The 14943-nt window shown below is 33.7% G+C and carries 14 protein-coding genes; 9 read left to right on the forward strand and 5 right to left on the reverse strand.

Features of this window, described 5'->3' with window-relative positions:
- Positions 1 to 28: 28 nt before the first annotated feature.
- Both gldB and gldC read left to right on the forward strand, forming a co-directional pair.
- A complete protein-coding gene (gene gldB / locus RT228_RS02000; protein ID WP_006262334.1) occupies positions 29 to 1015 on the forward strand; it encodes a gliding motility lipoprotein GldB in 987 nt (328 codons plus the stop codon).
- Positions 1015 to 1353: a gliding motility protein GldC gene (gldC, locus tag RT228_RS02005; RefSeq protein WP_006262333.1), complete on the forward strand. Its 339-nt coding sequence runs from the start codon at positions 1015 to 1017 to the stop codon at positions 1351 to 1353. The genes gldB and gldC overlap by 1 nt, the downstream gene beginning before the upstream one ends.
- 45 nt (positions 1354 to 1398) lie before the next feature.
- On the opposite strand, the gene RT228_RS02010 is transcribed toward gldC, so the two are convergent.
- The 4 genes from RT228_RS02010 to RT228_RS02025 form a co-directional block, all read right to left on the reverse strand.
- A complete protein-coding gene (locus tag RT228_RS02010) occupies positions 1399 to 2379 on the reverse strand; it encodes an acyltransferase (protein WP_006262332.1) in 981 nt (326 codons plus the stop codon).
- A 94-nt stretch (positions 2380 to 2473) separates the two neighbouring features.
- Positions 2474 to 2785 (reverse strand): T9SS type A sorting domain-containing protein, encoded by a 312-nt coding sequence (locus RT228_RS02015; RefSeq protein WP_006259813.1) that lies wholly within the window; start codon positions 2783 to 2785, stop codon positions 2474 to 2476.
- A gap of 149 nt (positions 2786 to 2934) precedes the next feature.
- The gene (locus tag RT228_RS02020; protein ID WP_006262330.1) at positions 2935 to 4095 is read right to left on the reverse strand and encodes a hypothetical protein; all 1161 of its coding nucleotides are present in this window, start codon (positions 4093 to 4095) and stop codon (positions 2935 to 2937) included.
- A gap of 334 nt (positions 4096 to 4429) precedes the next feature.
- On the reverse strand, positions 4430 to 7183 hold the full coding sequence (locus RT228_RS02025) for a TonB-dependent receptor domain-containing protein (RefSeq protein ID WP_313138368.1): 2754 nt from the start codon (positions 7181 to 7183) through the stop codon (positions 4430 to 4432).
- A gap of 184 nt (positions 7184 to 7367) precedes the next feature.
- Here RT228_RS02025 and RT228_RS02030 point away from each other — a divergent pair, with 184 nt between their 5' ends.
- The 7 genes from RT228_RS02030 (at position 7368) to RT228_RS02060 (ending at position 13299) form a co-directional block, all read left to right on the forward strand.
- Entirely contained in the window at positions 7368 to 8060 is a 693-nt protein-coding gene (locus RT228_RS02030; RefSeq protein ID WP_006259810.1) for a response regulator transcription factor, read from the forward strand.
- 3 nt (positions 8061 to 8063) lie between these two features.
- Positions 8064 to 9125 (forward strand): sensor histidine kinase, encoded by a 1062-nt coding sequence (locus RT228_RS02035; RefSeq protein ID WP_006259809.1) that lies wholly within the window; start codon positions 8064 to 8066, stop codon positions 9123 to 9125.
- Positions 9126 to 9227: 102 nt separating this feature from the next.
- Complete coding sequence (gene trmB / locus RT228_RS02040; protein ID WP_006259808.1) at positions 9228 to 9899, forward strand: tRNA (guanosine(46)-N7)-methyltransferase TrmB; 672 nt, start codon at positions 9228 to 9230, stop codon at positions 9897 to 9899.
- A gap of 1 nt (position 9900) precedes the next feature.
- The gene (locus RT228_RS02045; protein ID WP_006259807.1) at positions 9901 to 10527 is read left to right on the forward strand and encodes a hypothetical protein; all 627 of its coding nucleotides are present in this window, start codon (positions 9901 to 9903) and stop codon (positions 10525 to 10527) included.
- Positions 10527 to 10862 (forward strand): MGMT family protein, encoded by a 336-nt coding sequence (locus RT228_RS02050; RefSeq protein ID WP_058699177.1) that lies wholly within the window; start codon positions 10527 to 10529, stop codon positions 10860 to 10862. The genes RT228_RS02045 and RT228_RS02050 overlap by 1 nt, the downstream gene beginning before the upstream one ends.
- Before the next feature lie 629 nt (positions 10863 to 11491).
- Entirely contained in the window at positions 11492 to 12760 is a 1269-nt protein-coding gene (locus RT228_RS02055; RefSeq protein ID WP_058699176.1) for an AAA family ATPase, read from the forward strand.
- Complete coding sequence (locus RT228_RS02060) at positions 12751 to 13299, forward strand: hypothetical protein (protein ID WP_058699175.1); 549 nt, start codon at positions 12751 to 12753, stop codon at positions 13297 to 13299. The genes RT228_RS02055 and RT228_RS02060 overlap by 10 nt, the downstream gene beginning before the upstream one ends.
- Before the next feature lie 313 nt (positions 13300 to 13612).
- Here RT228_RS02060 and RT228_RS02065 read toward each other — a convergent pair whose 3' ends face one another.
- Entirely contained in the window at positions 13613 to 14938 is a 1326-nt protein-coding gene (locus tag RT228_RS02065) for a sensor histidine kinase (protein WP_006264558.1), read from the reverse strand.
- Positions 14939 to 14943: the final 5 nt, after the last annotated feature.

Consider the following 14943-nt stretch of genomic DNA (forward strand, 5'->3'; position numbering starts at 1 on the left):
TTGTACATTGAAAATAAAAAAAGATAAAATGACTTTTTCCAAATTTACTAATTTATCTAGTGCTGTATTACTAGTGAGCTGTGTTTTTTGGTCTAGCTGTGGAGATAAGCAGAGTGAACTTGATAAAGAGATTAATGCTATTCCTATAGATATGACTGTTACTCGCTTTGATCAGGAGTTCTTCAAGTCAGAAGATGCTGATCTAGCAAGTATTAAAAAGCAGTATCCGTATTTCTTTAATGAGAATTTATCTGATGAGTTTTGGATAAAGAAAAAACAAGATACCATATTCATTGAGTTAAATGAAGAGGTAGAGAAGAAATACCAAGATTTAGGTGAATTGCCAAAGCAATTAGAAGATTTCTTTAAACATGTGAAGTATTATTATCCACATGAGGCTTCGAAGAAAAAGGTAATCACATTAATCTCGGAAGTGGATGTGACAGCAAAAGCTATTTATGCAGATTCGTTAGCATTGATTGCTTTAGATACTTATTTAGGGAAGGATCATCATTTCTATGTTAGTTTTCCTGAGTATTTAAGACCATCTTTTGAGTCCACACAGATATTACCTGATTTAGCAGAAAGCTTCGTTTTACAGAAAATAGGAGGCAATAGAGATCGTACTTTCTTGGGAGGTATGGTACAATACGGTAAGGTATTATACGCTAAGAAATTATTGTTGCCTAAAGTTAATGATGCTTATATCATGGGGTATACTTTAGAGCAGATACAGTGGTGTCAGGAGAATGAGCCAGAGATGTGGAGATATTTTATAGAGAATAATTTATTATTTGATACAGACAGTAAGTTGAGTAGTCGATTTCTTACAGCTGCTCCTTTTTCTAAGTATTATTTAGATATTGATGGTGATAGCCCAGGGAGAACTGGAGCTTGGTTAGGTTGGCAGATTGTCAATGCGTATATGCAAAATAATAATGTAACTTTGCATGATCTGTTTAATACGGATGCAAAAGAAATATTTGAAAAATCAAAGTATAAACCAAAGAAGTAATGAGTAAAAATCACGTTTCTGATATAAATATTAGAGTAGAGTTAGACGAGAATAAAGTACCAGATAAGTTGTATTGGACAGCTAAAGATGGCGGTGTTGAGAAAGCTAGTTCTAAAGCAATGTTATTATCTATCTGGGATCATAAAGCCAAAGAGACATTGCGTATAGACTTGTGGACTAAGGATATGCCAGTGGATGAGATGAAAAAGTTCTTTCATCAAACATTAGTGGCAATGTCAGATACATTTGAGCGTGCTACAGAAGATGAGAAGATGGCAGCAACAATGAAAGACTTCTGTGATTATTTTGCAGAGAAATTAGATCTTTTAGAAAAGTAATTATAAGAAAGACCCCCATACGTTTAAACGTATGGGGGTCTTTTATTATACAACCATAAGATTACAACCTCTTATGTCAGAATGGTCAAATCTTCCAAGTATTTCGAAAGAACCATCTTTATATTTTTTTCCTAAGTCTTGTGTAGCGATAAAGGAACAAGAATTAAGGTTAGCTAAATCGATTACATTGACCCCGCCTGTTTTGCCTTCTTCTACATAGGTTAAAGCATCTTCTGGATCACGAGTTAAGATATCCATCCATGGTGGGCATTCAAAGATACCATCACCAAAAGAATAGCCTTGAGATAATAGTTCTGTCATTCCATACTCAGAGTGTATTTTAGAAACCCCAAAACCTTCACATAATACTTGGTGTAGTTCTTCTCGTATCATTTCTTTACGTCTACCTTTCATACCTCCAGTCTCCATAATGATAGTATTGCTAAGGTTAAACTTTTGCATTTCTATCATATCTAGTAAGGCATAGGTAACACCTATTAATAGAACATTTTTACCTTGTTTATCTAAATCGATTAGCATTTTAGCTAATTCTTCATAGTTGTGTAGGTAGAATCCACTTTCAGGCTGATTAGAACCTTCTATAAGATCTTCTACCATATAGATTAGAGAAGAACCTTCTCTTTCTAAATAAGCAGGTAAAAGAGCTAAAACAACATAGTCTTCGATATTTCCATAGAAGTGAGAGAATGCTGCTCTAAAGCTGTATTCGTAATAGTCTAGATCAGTCACATGATGTTTACTAGTTATCATTCCGGTAGTACCACTACTTGTGAATGTTATTTTTATAGGATCTATTGAAGATAAAACATCTTTGCTCTTAAAGAACTCGATAGGTAGAAAAGGTACATCAGTTAATGTTTTGACTTGCTCAGGAGTTTTATTTAGAAGATTACAGAATTGTTGATAAACAGGATTATGTTCATACTGGAATCTAAAGACTTTCATAGCTACTTTATGAAAATCTTTTTTTGTTTGTATTTGGATGATTTCTTCAGGTTTAAACACGGTCTATTATATTTAAGTACAAAAATACAAATAAAAAAAGAGCATCACTTTAGTGATACTCTTTTAAGAATATAAAATCATTAAAATGTATTTCTTATTTTACTACTATTTTTCTAGTAGCAGTAGCATTACTTTCCTTTATCTTCATAATGTAAATACCAGCATTTACACTATAAGGTAAGTTCAACTCTCTGTTATTAACAGTAGTTGTAAATACTTTTTTTCCTACAACATTGTATAGCTCTACTTCTTTTGGTTCATTTTTAGTAGACTCAATGTACAATTTACCATTTGAAACCGCTGGGTTAGGGTAAATAGATAGCCCTTCGATATTCTGATTAGCGTATCGAGGTTCATTATTATAGCGCAAACCACTTTGCGCAAATGCTGTGCTTCCGCCTAGCATTGCAATGAACATTATGATATAAAAGTATTTTTTTGCCATCTAACTAAAATTATGGTATAAAAGTAATTATTTAAAATGACATAAAAAAACAAAAAAGTGCCTATTTTTTTAAATAAGCACTTTTTTTTAACATTTTTATCTTAGTATTACTATAGACCTACTGTCCAACCTTTAGTCCACTCTGGAACACCAACTCCATTTCCTGCTCCTTTAGCCTCTCCAGCAGTGAATACTTTAGATACATCTACTGCATCTCCTTTAGTATTTTTACCAGATGTAGCTTTACCTACATTGATAAGTTTTACATTGCTTAAGATTAAAGAACCATCTTTAACGTTAGCAATAGTCTCATCGTGTTCCACGTCGAATGCAGTTGCATAAGCTCCGATTACTACATCAGAAATATTTCCTTTTGTTCCTTCACGTAATTTCATTGCTGTTCCTTTTCCGTCTACTGCAGGTAATAATGTTACTCCTACGATAGTTGGATTAGAGTAAGGGTTTGCAGCTCTGTTTTTAGAATTGTTATCTGCTTCGAATCCTTTATCTGCTGTACCCGATTGTTTTGAATACCAGAATTTGTTTTCTTTCCCTGACCATCCTTCTGTCCAGTCAAACTGATCATCATCATTATTAGTAGATACTAAGTACTGTGCACTAACTGTTCCTCCGAACCACTCAAATCCGTCATCAGACCCTTCGTGTGCTTGTACATATTGGATTACAGTTCCACTTCCTACTCCGAACAAAGAAAGCCCATTGAATTCTTTTTCAGCGTTGTAGTTCGCTCCTGCATATTCGATTCTTAAATATTTAATAGAACCTGAGTTATCATTAGCTACTTTTCCACCGTATGTTAAGTCTGATACTTCAGCTGTTGCTGTTTCTGCTTTGTTAATAGGTGCTTTTCCACAGATTACTAGACCTCCCCAGTTTCCTCTACTTTTCTCTACACCTGTCATTATTACAGGATTGTTTTGTTTTCCTTCTACATAGATTTTTCCTCCTTGTCCTACTGCGATATATGCAGAAGTACCACCTTCTCCAATAATTTTAACTCCTTCTGGGATGTTTAAAGTAGCTCCATCGTTTACTATTAATTTAGAAGTTAATTTATATGTTTTGTTTGCTTCTAAGCTTAGTTTATCTCCTTTTTTAAGTTCTCCACCTAATATGTCTCCTTTTAGACCTGGAGTAGTTGTTCCAGGATCTGTCGTTCCTCCTCCGTTATTATCATCACTTGATGAACAACTTGCTAATGTTAATGTAACTAATGCAATACTGAATCCTGCTCTTAATAATTTTTTCATGTGTAATATAGTTTTTTATATTGTTTGATACAAAGATGTCTAGAAAACAGAAAAAGTATGTTAACTCATTATCATTGAATGATTAATAGTTTGTTTCCTCAATATTAAATAGGTGTTAAGTTGGTTAATTATAATAGTATATGGATTTGTAGTTTAAGCGAGTGTAAATAGGAAAGAGGAATGAGTACTTTTGTAAGTAATTAGGAGAGAAATATTTTTTAAAATAGATCATATTGAATATGATTTTAATTGACCTTTTTTAGTAAAAAATAAAGCGAGAGCCTTATTAGAAGACTCTCGCTCTGCTTTTGGGGTATTATATGATATTTAGATTCTAGAATGAATAGTTTAGGCTTAAGCTAAAGTTTCTTCCAAGTTTATATGATCTTACTAAGACATCTTGAGTCTTGTTTTGTTGTTCTCTTTCAATTTTTGGGTCTAATAAGTTTTTAGCATTTAAACCAATACCAAACCTTTTATTAAATTTCATTTTGAAAGTAAAATCTAACATACCAAATGCTTTGTCTACTAGGTTACCACTTTGCTCTGTTCCGATAGAGTATAATTTATCAGAGAAATGAGCATAAGATACAGTAGCCATTAAGTTTTTCTCACCCCATTCTTTGATATAAGATAAGTCAGCATTTAATAAGAAATCTGATGCACCTGTGAAGTCTGAATTGTCATGTGTAAATGAGGTAGTGATATATTTATTCTCTCTATTCACTTTTTCATTATCTAATTTTTGGTACGTCTTCATTATAGAAGCGTTTAACCCCCCCGTTAGTTTATTAGTATTTAAATCATCGAAGCTGATTAAGTTTTTACGTACTTCTATTTCTACTCCTGCTGCGTATCCATAGTCACCTGTATTCGCATACGTGATATCATTAGAAGAAGAAGCTGAAACAATCTCGTTGATTGGGTTTTTAATATATTTACCAAATACAGAAGCAGAGAATACTTCATCATTAGTAGGGAAGAATTCCCACTTAAGATCTACGTTATAATCATCAGATGCATATAAGTCTGGGTTACCTACTTTAATCTCAGTTACATCCTCATAGATAAATCTAGCTCTCTCTTTGAATTGAGGTAAAGTATATGTTTTAGATGCAGCAAAACGAAGGTTATTTCTATCATCAACAGCATACTTTAAAGATAAGCTTGGTAAGAATGCATTTTTATCTAATGTATTAGAGCTCTTATCTGCGTCTAACTGTGTTTGCCAAGTTACTTTTTGAGTGATTGTCTCAAATCTAGCTCCGATAGTACCTGATAATCTATCTGATAATTTGTATTCTACATTCGCAAAACCTGCATGTACTGTCATATCTCCATCATACGTTTGAGGTAATAATGCATTAGGTGTATTCGCACCTCCTCTGAACGTATATGTTTGGAAGTATCCGTTGTTGAAGTTTTGTTGATTAAAGAAGTTATCTAGTGCATACGGATTTATATTGTTGTTGTAATCAGCATTGATCTGAAATACGTACTGTGTAGCCTTAAACTCTCTGTTCTTTTGACGTAAGTTATACCCTACCGTTAACTTTCCGTTGTATAGATTCTCACTGTTTTTACCGAATTTATAAGATGCAGCGATATTTGCACCTACTTCGTTTTCGATTAGATCCTCGAAGTATCTGTTATTATCAGATCTAGAGTTAGTTGAGAATTCGTAGTTATCCTCTCCTTTAACTTTGTTTAAAGTGTACATCTGTCTGTCAGGAGTCTGAGCAGAAATATTATTAAGAGCTAACCCCCAGTTTAGGTCTATTTGTTCATTTAGTTTATGATCTCCTAATAATTGGTTTACGAATAGACGATCTTGTCTGTAGTTTTGTCTTGATAGAAGCGTATTTTCATAATAGTCTTTTCTATCTGTAATATCTCTGATAAAACCAGTGTATTCATCTAGTTTTTCTTGAGTACCATTGATTAAAAGAGAATTGTATTTAATACTATTTCTAGAGTTGATATTATACTCAGCATTTAACATCGCAGTAGTATTCGTATTGTACTCATAAGACTTCATGTATAAATCTTTTGTAAAACTGTTTTGAGCTTGAGCAGTACGATTAATTCCTTCTTTGAATTTGTAATTATTGTCAAATGACACCGTAGCGAAGATGTTTAATGAAGACTCTGCTCCGAAGTAGAATGATTTACCACCATTCAGTCCTAAACTCATTCCATAAGGAGATTTGTTTTTTGTCTGAGCAGAGTTTTTAAAACTAAAACTTTGAAGCGCATTACTAGGTTGTTTTGTATTAGAGAATCCTAAAAAGTTTCTGTCTGATAGAGATCTAAACTTATCTTCTCCTACAGCATTAGAATTAATGTTTGATCCTAAACTAATGTTGAAGAATCCTTCTCCACTGTGTTTTTTAGAAATAATGTCTATATTTCCTCCTGCGAAGTCTCCAGAGTTTCTTGCACTATATGTTTTATCTATTGAGATGTATTCTACGATATCAGTAGAGAATAAGTTTAAATCAATATTCTTTTTCTCTGGGTCATTTGAGGCTAGTGGCAATCCATTTAGAGAAGTACTGTTATATCTATCTCCTAGTCCACGTACGAATATTGTTCCTGTACCTTCTTGCTTGGCTACACCTGTTGTTTTAGCTACTGCAGAAGCTACATCACTTACCCCTTTACGAGATAATTCTTGTGAACCTATATGTTGTTTGATCTCACTAGATCTCTGTTGTTCTATAAGTAGAGCTGATTCTCTAGATTTAGAACGTGTAGCTTCCACTATCACTCCTTCTAGTTCTACGTGTTCAGAGGCTAATGCTATATTTAATGTTTTTGATTCTTTTTTTGCAACTGTGATTGATTTTTCTTGAGTTACATATCCCATATATTGAAACTGTAATATATAAGTACCTGCTTCTATCGAGATACTGTAACTTCCATCTAATTCTGTGTTTACTCCTTCAGAAGTATTTTTAATTGCCACGGTAGCATAGGCTAGTGGTTCATGCGTAGAGTCATCTGTTATTTTTCCTTTAATTTCGGCCTTTTGCCCATAAAAAGTGGCTGATACCATTAAGGTTAAGATCACTAAGAAATTTTTCATATAAATAAGTGTGTTGTATTATTGGTGCAAAGAACCTAGATGAATGTATAGTGAATGTTAATCAAAGTTTAATTTTTTGCGTATATTAGGTTATCAAATTGTTAACATATTAAATTATTGTAAAGTCTATATTTAGTAATGTATTATGCTCTATATTTGACCTACTAAAACACGCAACACAAGTATGAAAAATTCTGAAATTAAGATCCTTTTAGCTGATGATGAGCAAGATATTATCGATATCATTGGATATAATTTAGAGCAAGAGGGGTATCAAGTATTTACTGCAACAAACGGTAAGCTAGCAGTGGAGTCTGCAACTCAAAACAAACCACACCTTATTATATTAGATGTAATGATGCCTGAGATGGACGGTATAGAAGCATGTGAGTTGATTAGAAAAAACAGTGGTCTATCTAATAGTGTAATCACCTTTCTAACAGCACGTGGGGAAGATTATTCACAAGTAGCAGGTTTTGAAGCAGGGGCGGATGATTATATTACTAAGCCTGTCAAACCTAAGGTACTAATGAGTAAGGTAAAGGCATTACTTAGACGTGCACGCTTCAGTGACGATACTTCTAGTAATACTATAGAAGTAGGAGATATTAGAATAGATAGGGATGAATACAGAGTATTTGTTCGCAAAGAAGAAATTGTATTCCCTAGAAAAGAATTTGAACTACTTTATTTATTAATGGCTAAGCCAGGTAAAGTGTTTACTCGTGACGAGATCTTAGATGCAGTATGGGGTAATGAAGTGGTAGTAGGCGGAAGAACTATCGATGTACATATCCGAAAACTAAGAGAAAAAATCGGAGATAGTTACTTTAAGACTATAAAAGGAGTAGGATATAAATTTGACCACGCAGAATAGTTAATGGCTACAAAGTTTAAAAACTCTTATAAGTTTGCAATAAAGTCTTCATCTTCTATTACCTTGATAAGCTTTATTGTAACCTTTCCCATAGGTGTATTTTATCTAAACATCCCAGTTTGGATAGTGTTAGGATATCTTTTAATCTTATTTACGATGTCCTTTTTTATTCTTCAGTATCGTGTAGAGCACTTTATCTACAGAAGAATTAAAAAAATATATGACAATGTCTCTCTGTTAGAACATGCTGAGCTGAGAAGTAAAGCCGTGACGACTGATATGCAGACCTTGACAGAAGAAATCCAGAAATTTGCTAAAAACAAGAAAATTGAGATTGAGTCTCTTCAAGTGAGAGAAGAATATAGAAGAGAGTTCTTAGGGAATATATCTCATGAACTAAAGACTCCTCTATTCACGATACAGAGTTATTTAGAGACTTTACAGGATGGTGCGATTAATGATCTTAAAGTCAGGGACCGTTATATAGAGCGGGCAGCTCAGAGTGTAGATCGTCTTATCTATATCGTTAATGACTTAGATATGATTACTAAGCTTGAGTCTGGTGATCTACACCTTAATATCGTGACTTTTGATATTGTAGAGACGATTCGACATGCTTTTGACTTTTTAGATTATAAAGCCAAAAAAAGAAATATATCTCTAATCTTCGATCTGAATTATAACAAACCTATTTATGTAGTAGGTGATAAGGAACGCATAGGACAAGTCATTACGAATCTAATAGATAACTCTATTAAATATGGTAAGGAAAAAGGGACTACGGAAGTAACTATTGAAGACTTAGTGAATAATAAATTAATTATCCGTGTTACAGATAATGGCTTAGGGATTAAGAAGGAGAATGTGTCTCGTCTATTCGAGCGCTTCTATCGTATAGATAAGAGTGGAGCTAGAGCAGTGGGTGGTTCTGGATTAGGATTGTCTATCGTGAAGCATATTGTAGAGGCACATGAAGAACATATTTATGTAGAGAGTAGTTTTGGCTATGGATCAGAGTTCTCTTTCACTTTAGAGAAAGCTTTCGTAGACCCTACTGATAATTAATTATGTGCCAATATGGTATCTATTTGTTGCAGATAAAATTAAAATAGGATAGTTTCACTATAATTACTTAATTTTGCGCAAATTTATAATGAAGTATATCACGTGGGAAGTAAAAATAAACTAAAGCGATTCAGAGAGAACGAAACTTTTGACATTGTATATCAGCCGACTAGAGAAGATATGATAGGAGAGTTACCTCAAAAAGGTAATTGGAATAAAGACGTTTTTAAGAATGACAATCCTATAGTATTAGAACTAGGATGTGGAAAAGGAGAATATACAGTAGAGCTAGCGAAGCGTTTTCCTGAGAAAAACTTTATTGGTATTGATATTAAAGGTGCTCGTTTTTGGCGTGGGGCTAAGACAGCTGTAGAGTCAGGAATGACTAATGTGGCTTTCTTACGTACACAAATCGAACTTATCGAGTATGCATTTGCATCAGGTGAGGTGAGCGAAATCTGGATTACTTTCCCAGACCCTCAGATCAAGTATAAACGTACTAAACACCGTCTAACGAATAGTGAATTCCTTAAACGTTATAAGAATATTTTATCAGAAGATGGTATTATGAACTTAAAGACGGATAGTGAGTTCATGCATGGTTATACATTAGGACTTCTACATGGAGAAGGACATGAAGTTATCTACGCTAATCACCACATTTATAAAAATGAAGGTGCACCTTCAGTAGTAACAGAAATTCAAACTTTTTACGAATCACAGTATTTAGAACAAAATAAACCTATAACTTACATTCAATTTAGAATTAAGTAAGATGGGAGTAGAAGTTGTCACACTTTTATTTTTCGGTTTTTTAGCAGCTACCTTGGGAGTTTCTCTTCCAGGGCTGCTTAATATGACAGCTGTCAAGATTGCTAAGGAAGAAGGAGGGCGCAATGCTTTCTCGTATGTCTTAGGAGCTTCGACCGTTATTTTTATTCAGACCTTTATCGCTATATTCTTTTCTAAGCTTATTGATTCTAGCCCGAGTATTACTGAGGCATTACACGAAATCGGTTTAGTTATTTTTGCGATATTGACGATTTACTTCTTCTTTTTTGCAAAGAAAAAAGAGATGAAGAAAAAGAATAATCCTAAGAAGAGCAAGTCACCTTTTGTTTATGGACTTTTCTTAGCTTCGATCAATGTATTCTTAATTCCCTATTACGTTTTTTTAAGTATTACTTTAGCTACTTATGATTATCATATCTTTGACCTGATCTGTACTATATTCTTCTCATTAGGGGTAGTTATAGGATCAGCGATGATGTTTTATCTCTATATTTCCTTTTTTAAGAAACCCTCTAGAGAAGATGCTTTTATCTTGCGCAATATTAATTATGTAATCGGAACTATTACGGGTATTATCTGTTTAATCACGATATATAAGTTATTGAAATAATGGATAAACAAGATAATTTCTTTGAACGAGTTTTCACTGTTGCAAGACAGATACCCGTAGGTAGAGTGACTACTTATGGGGCTATAGCTAGAGCTATCGGAGCAGCGCGTTCGGCGCGTATGGTAGGTTATGCGATGAATGCGTCTCATGATGATGATACAGTACCTGCACATCGTGTAGTGAATCGCAGTGGATTATTGACAGGTAAATTTCATTTTGATGGAACTAATCTGATGCAACAGTTATTAGAGAATGAAGGTGTGGAGGTAGTAGATAATAAGGTGGTCAATTTTAAAGAACTCCTTTGGGAACCTACCGTGTACGAAGGAGAATAATTAACCATATAAATCACTTATTTTCTCTAGTAGTGTATTTTAATCTTATCAAATATATATTATTAGTTCATATCTTGAATTAGTTTGTTTACTTCTTATTTTGACAGAAATAGGTCTGTTTTTCTCTAATAAATAGCTGTTATTTCCTTTTTAAGAGCTTTAGAAGACTCTTTATTCATTGTTTTTTTACGTATTTAGGCTATTTAAGCCTTTTTTTGTGTCTTTTTTTAAAAAATAGGCGTAGTTTTTTTGCATTCATATTGAGATTTTAATGATTCAAATCATTGATCATTAGTTGTTTGTGGTTGTTTTTGTTTTTAGGGGTTAAAAACCAGAATAGCCTGTAATCCTAGATATAGTACGCTTTAGAGTGAGCTCCTTCAAGAGTTCTTCAACATTTCCCCAAGATTACTCTATTAGAGCACTTATTTCTTGAAGAAGTCTTGAAGAAGTGTTGGTGCAGTGTTGAAGATGTGATAGAGTACAGACTAGAAGTCTGCGCTAGTACATTTTACCTTTATCTCAGATAATAAGTGTATTACGTTTATGGATGTTGTATAAATGTGTACCATGATTTATATAAATACATAAAATGGTTTTATCTTTGGGAGTATAATATAGTTAATACAATGCAGAGACAAATTAAAGTTAAGAACTTCGGACCAGTAAGAGAGGGATATACAGGTAATGATGGATGGATAGATATCCACAAGGTTACTGTGTTTATAGGTGATCAAGGTTCTGGTAAGAGTACTGTTGCTAAATTGATAGCTACTTTTGTTTGGTTAGAGAAAGCTTTGATTAGAGGAGATAAAACTTTACCTCTTAAAGAGAATGCTTTTATTGAGTTATTAACGTATCATCGTTTACAGAATTATATAGAGCCTACTTCTGTACTGGAGTATAAAGGAAATTATTACCATTTAAGAGTTGTTGAAAGCGAAGGTAAGTATAATGTAGAGGCAACGTTATTCAATGAGCAGAATATCGTACAACCTAAGGTCATGTATGTGCCTGCCGAGCGCAATGTGTTGAGTTCGATAGAGAATCTTACTCATGTTTCTAGTTTAGTTGCTGGTAGCCTACAGACCTACTTGATAGAGTACAGATATGCTCAGTTAACGAATAAGGATAAGGAAGTAATCTTACCTATTAATAAAGCGAGCTTCTTATACGATTCATCTTCTGATAATAGCTATGTGGTAACGAATAATAAGCGACTAAAAGTAACGGAAGCTTCTAGTGGGTTTCACTCTGTAGTACCTTTGTATTTAGTAACGGATTATCTTTCTCAGTTTATTAAACAAGATGAGCAGAAATTGATTAATTCACTTAGTGCAGATCAGCAGATCCGGAGAAATGTTGAGATAGTCATGTCTAGAGCAATACAGGATGGAGACCATGTTGATGATTATAGATTAGATTCTACTGTATATTTAGATGAAAAACAGAGAAATGTAGATAACAAATACATCTGCCGTAGTGTAATCAATATTGTAGAAGAGTTAGAGCAGAACTTATTCCCTAAGTCTCAACGTAAGGTACTGAATAAGTTAGTTGCTTATAATAATGAGAATGAGTATAACCAGTTAGTCTTAACGACGCATAGTCCTTATTTGATTAATTATTTAACACTAGCAGTGAAGGCTGGTCGTGTAGCACAGTTAGCAGCAGATAATACTGAGGCTCTAAATAGGGTGGCTAATGTAGTTCCTCTAGAAGCAGTATTAGGAATAGATGATCTAGTGGTGTACCAATTAGATGAAGAAAGAGGAAGTATTGAACAGTTAGAAATGTATAAAGGATTGCCTTCTGATGAGAACTATTTAAATGATAGTTTAGAAGATATTAATATACAGTTCTCAGAATTATTTCAAATAGAGGATTTATGCAAGTAGATTTTTTTGATACTTCTTGTTTGACTGTTTTTTCTACTAGTAAGGTAGGGATTAGTGATGCGAATTCGGATAGTAATACGCCTGCAGTTGTGAAGTTTGAAGAAGAAGATGTTTGGGATTTTACGATTCATAATCCGAATAGGCATGAGGTAGAGTACAGAGCAATAGATTACTGTATAGATATTTTCAGATTGGTTGGTGATAACACTTTTAGTAGTGCTTCGACAGGTGAGGAGTTAATCAAGCGATGTGAAGGATTTCTCTTTAGAGCAGAACAGTTTGTTGTGTTTTTTGAGATAAAAACTGGATTGGGAAAAGGATGGTTTACAGATGCTTGTAGAAAGTTTGAAGAAACTATACTGAGTTTTAAAGAGCATCACTCTGATAAAAGTGATTTAATACGCAATCCTATTATTAGTAATAAGAATTACAGTACATATAGAGTCCCACAGAACTATGGTGTACAGAATGATATTTTAAGAGATAAGACAGGACTAAATATCGAGGTGAAGTTATCCACTTCGTATGATGTAGCATAGACAATAAAGAAACTCCACTTGATTAGGTGGAGTTTTGTTATTTATAGTGTCCCTCTTTTTGATAGCTTTTAGAGATCATATATAGAGATGTGGTCAAAAAGGTCGGGTATTAAGAAAATATCTAATAGACATTTTTAGTGATGTCCATTGTGTGACACGCATGATAATGCGTCTGTACTTTGACATAATCAGTAGGCGTGTGGACTAAATGCGTTTGTGGCTTAGTGGATATGCTAGTGTGATTCCTCCTATCGTCGGAATGACAAGATACTAGATATTATGCCATAGGTGCAATTTCTAATTCCTAATTAATTTAATACAGTGGGAAGTTAAGACTGAAGACTGTTCTGTCTTCTCGTCTGTGGTACGTTAGGTATCCATTGTGCATCTCTACGATATTCTTAGATAGAGGTAATCCAATACCTGCTCCTTCTTCACGGGTGGTGTAGAAAGGGATGAATATCTTTTCTTTAATCTCAGGGATGATTCCTAGTCCACTGTCTTCTATATCTATGTAGATACGATTGTTCTTTTCGTATAAGTTAATATGGATTTCTTTTACCTCTTGTTTGGCAGTGGCGTGTATTGCATTCGTCAATAAGTTGATAAATACTTGCTCCATCTGTTTAATGTCCCACTCTAGATTGATCTGCAGATTTAAGTTTGTTTGTACTTTGATACCGTTATTCTTAAATAGAGGCATCAGAGTTTCTATACTCATCTGTATGATGCGATTAACAGGGGCTGATTGCTTTTTAGGAGAGGTCAGCATGGTTAGCTTTCTATAGTTGTCTATGAATTGCTGTAAGTGATTAGTACGATTAACGATCGTATTGATACTTACTTTGATATCATCCATATCTTCTTCTGACAACTCTTCCTCTTCTAGTATTTCTTGAGTATTATGAGCAAGTGAGTGGATAGGTGTAAGAGAGTTCATGATCTCATGAGAGATAATCTTCATTAGATTCTCCCAAGTATCTTTTTCTTTTTTCTCTAACACTTTCTGAATAGAATCTAATAAAACGATGAAGTACTCTTGATTTTGACTTATTGTATTAGAAGTTTGGAGCATAAAGGTTTGTTTCTCCTCATGCTCTATTTTGATATCGATAGACTCTTTAGACTCTTTAAAGTTTAGCTGTTGTAGATGATGGGTTAGTGTAGGGAGTAGTCGTTCTAGGTTTGTCCAAGACCTAATCTTCGGTATATCGAATAGGGAAGAGAAGTAATCATTAATAAGGAATATGTCCCACTTATCGTTCTTCTTCTCTAGAATTAGAATACCTGTTTCTATATTGTTTAAAATATTTAGATAGACGAGCTCGCGTATTTCGTTTTGCTGTTGTTGTGTTTGCAGTTTATGGTAGAGCTTCTGTAAGTTGTTTAGTGTCTCATTAGGTTGCTCTTTTGTTGTCTTAAGCGAATAGTCATCATACATCATCGCTAGTACGATACGGTCTATGGCTGTGTAATATTTCTTCTGAAAAAAGAAAAGTTCAACGAATAAAGCGACTATCAGTATACATACCAAGACAAAGGAATACACAAGGTCCTTAGTGAACAAATACATGCCTAACAATCCTAATAGAAGGATGACTATAATGCGCAAGAAGGCTTTAAAGTGGAATGATTGCATAGGAT

Source organism: Myroides sp. (genome assembly GCF_032073645.1).
Classification (GTDB): domain Bacteria; phylum Bacteroidota; class Bacteroidia; order Flavobacteriales; family Flavobacteriaceae; genus Flavobacterium; species Flavobacterium odoratimimum.

Excerpts from the sequence above, each read along its gene's own strand:
- RT228_RS02020 (WP_006262330.1), bottom strand. The coding sequence starts at position 4,095 with ATGAAAAAATTATTAAGAGCAGGATTCAGTATTGCATTAGTTACATTA.
- RT228_RS02045 (WP_006259807.1), top strand. The coding sequence starts at position 9,901 with ATGGGAGTAGAAGTTGTCACACTTTTATTTTTCGGTTTTTTAGCAGCT.
- gldB (WP_006262334.1), top strand. The coding sequence starts at position 29 with ATGACTTTTTCCAAATTTACTAATTTATCTAGTGCTGTATTACTAGTG.
- RT228_RS02030 (WP_006259810.1), top strand. The coding sequence starts at position 7,368 with ATGAAAAATTCTGAAATTAAGATCCTTTTAGCTGATGATGAGCAAGAT.
- RT228_RS02035 (WP_006259809.1), top strand. The coding sequence starts at position 8,064 with ATGGCTACAAAGTTTAAAAACTCTTATAAGTTTGCAATAAAGTCTTCA.
- RT228_RS02015 (WP_006259813.1), bottom strand. The coding sequence starts at position 2,785 with ATGCTAGGCGGAAGCACAGCATTTGCGCAAAGTGGTTTGCGCTATAAT.
- gldC (WP_006262333.1), top strand. The coding sequence starts at position 1,015 with ATGAGTAAAAATCACGTTTCTGATATAAATATTAGAGTAGAGTTAGAC.
- RT228_RS02060 (WP_058699175.1), top strand. The coding sequence starts at position 12,751 with ATGCAAGTAGATTTTTTTGATACTTCTTGTTTGACTGTTTTTTCTACT.
- RT228_RS02050 (WP_058699177.1), top strand. The coding sequence starts at position 10,527 with ATGGATAAACAAGATAATTTCTTTGAACGAGTTTTCACTGTTGCAAGA.
- RT228_RS02065 (WP_006264558.1), bottom strand. The coding sequence starts at position 14,938 with ATGCAATCATTCCACTTTAAAGCCTTCTTGCGCATTATAGTCATCCTT.
- RT228_RS02025 (WP_313138368.1), bottom strand. The coding sequence starts at position 7,183 with ATGAAAAATTTCTTAGTGATCTTAACCTTAATGGTATCAGCCACTTTT.
- RT228_RS02055 (WP_058699176.1), top strand. The coding sequence starts at position 11,492 with ATGCAGAGACAAATTAAAGTTAAGAACTTCGGACCAGTAAGAGAGGGA.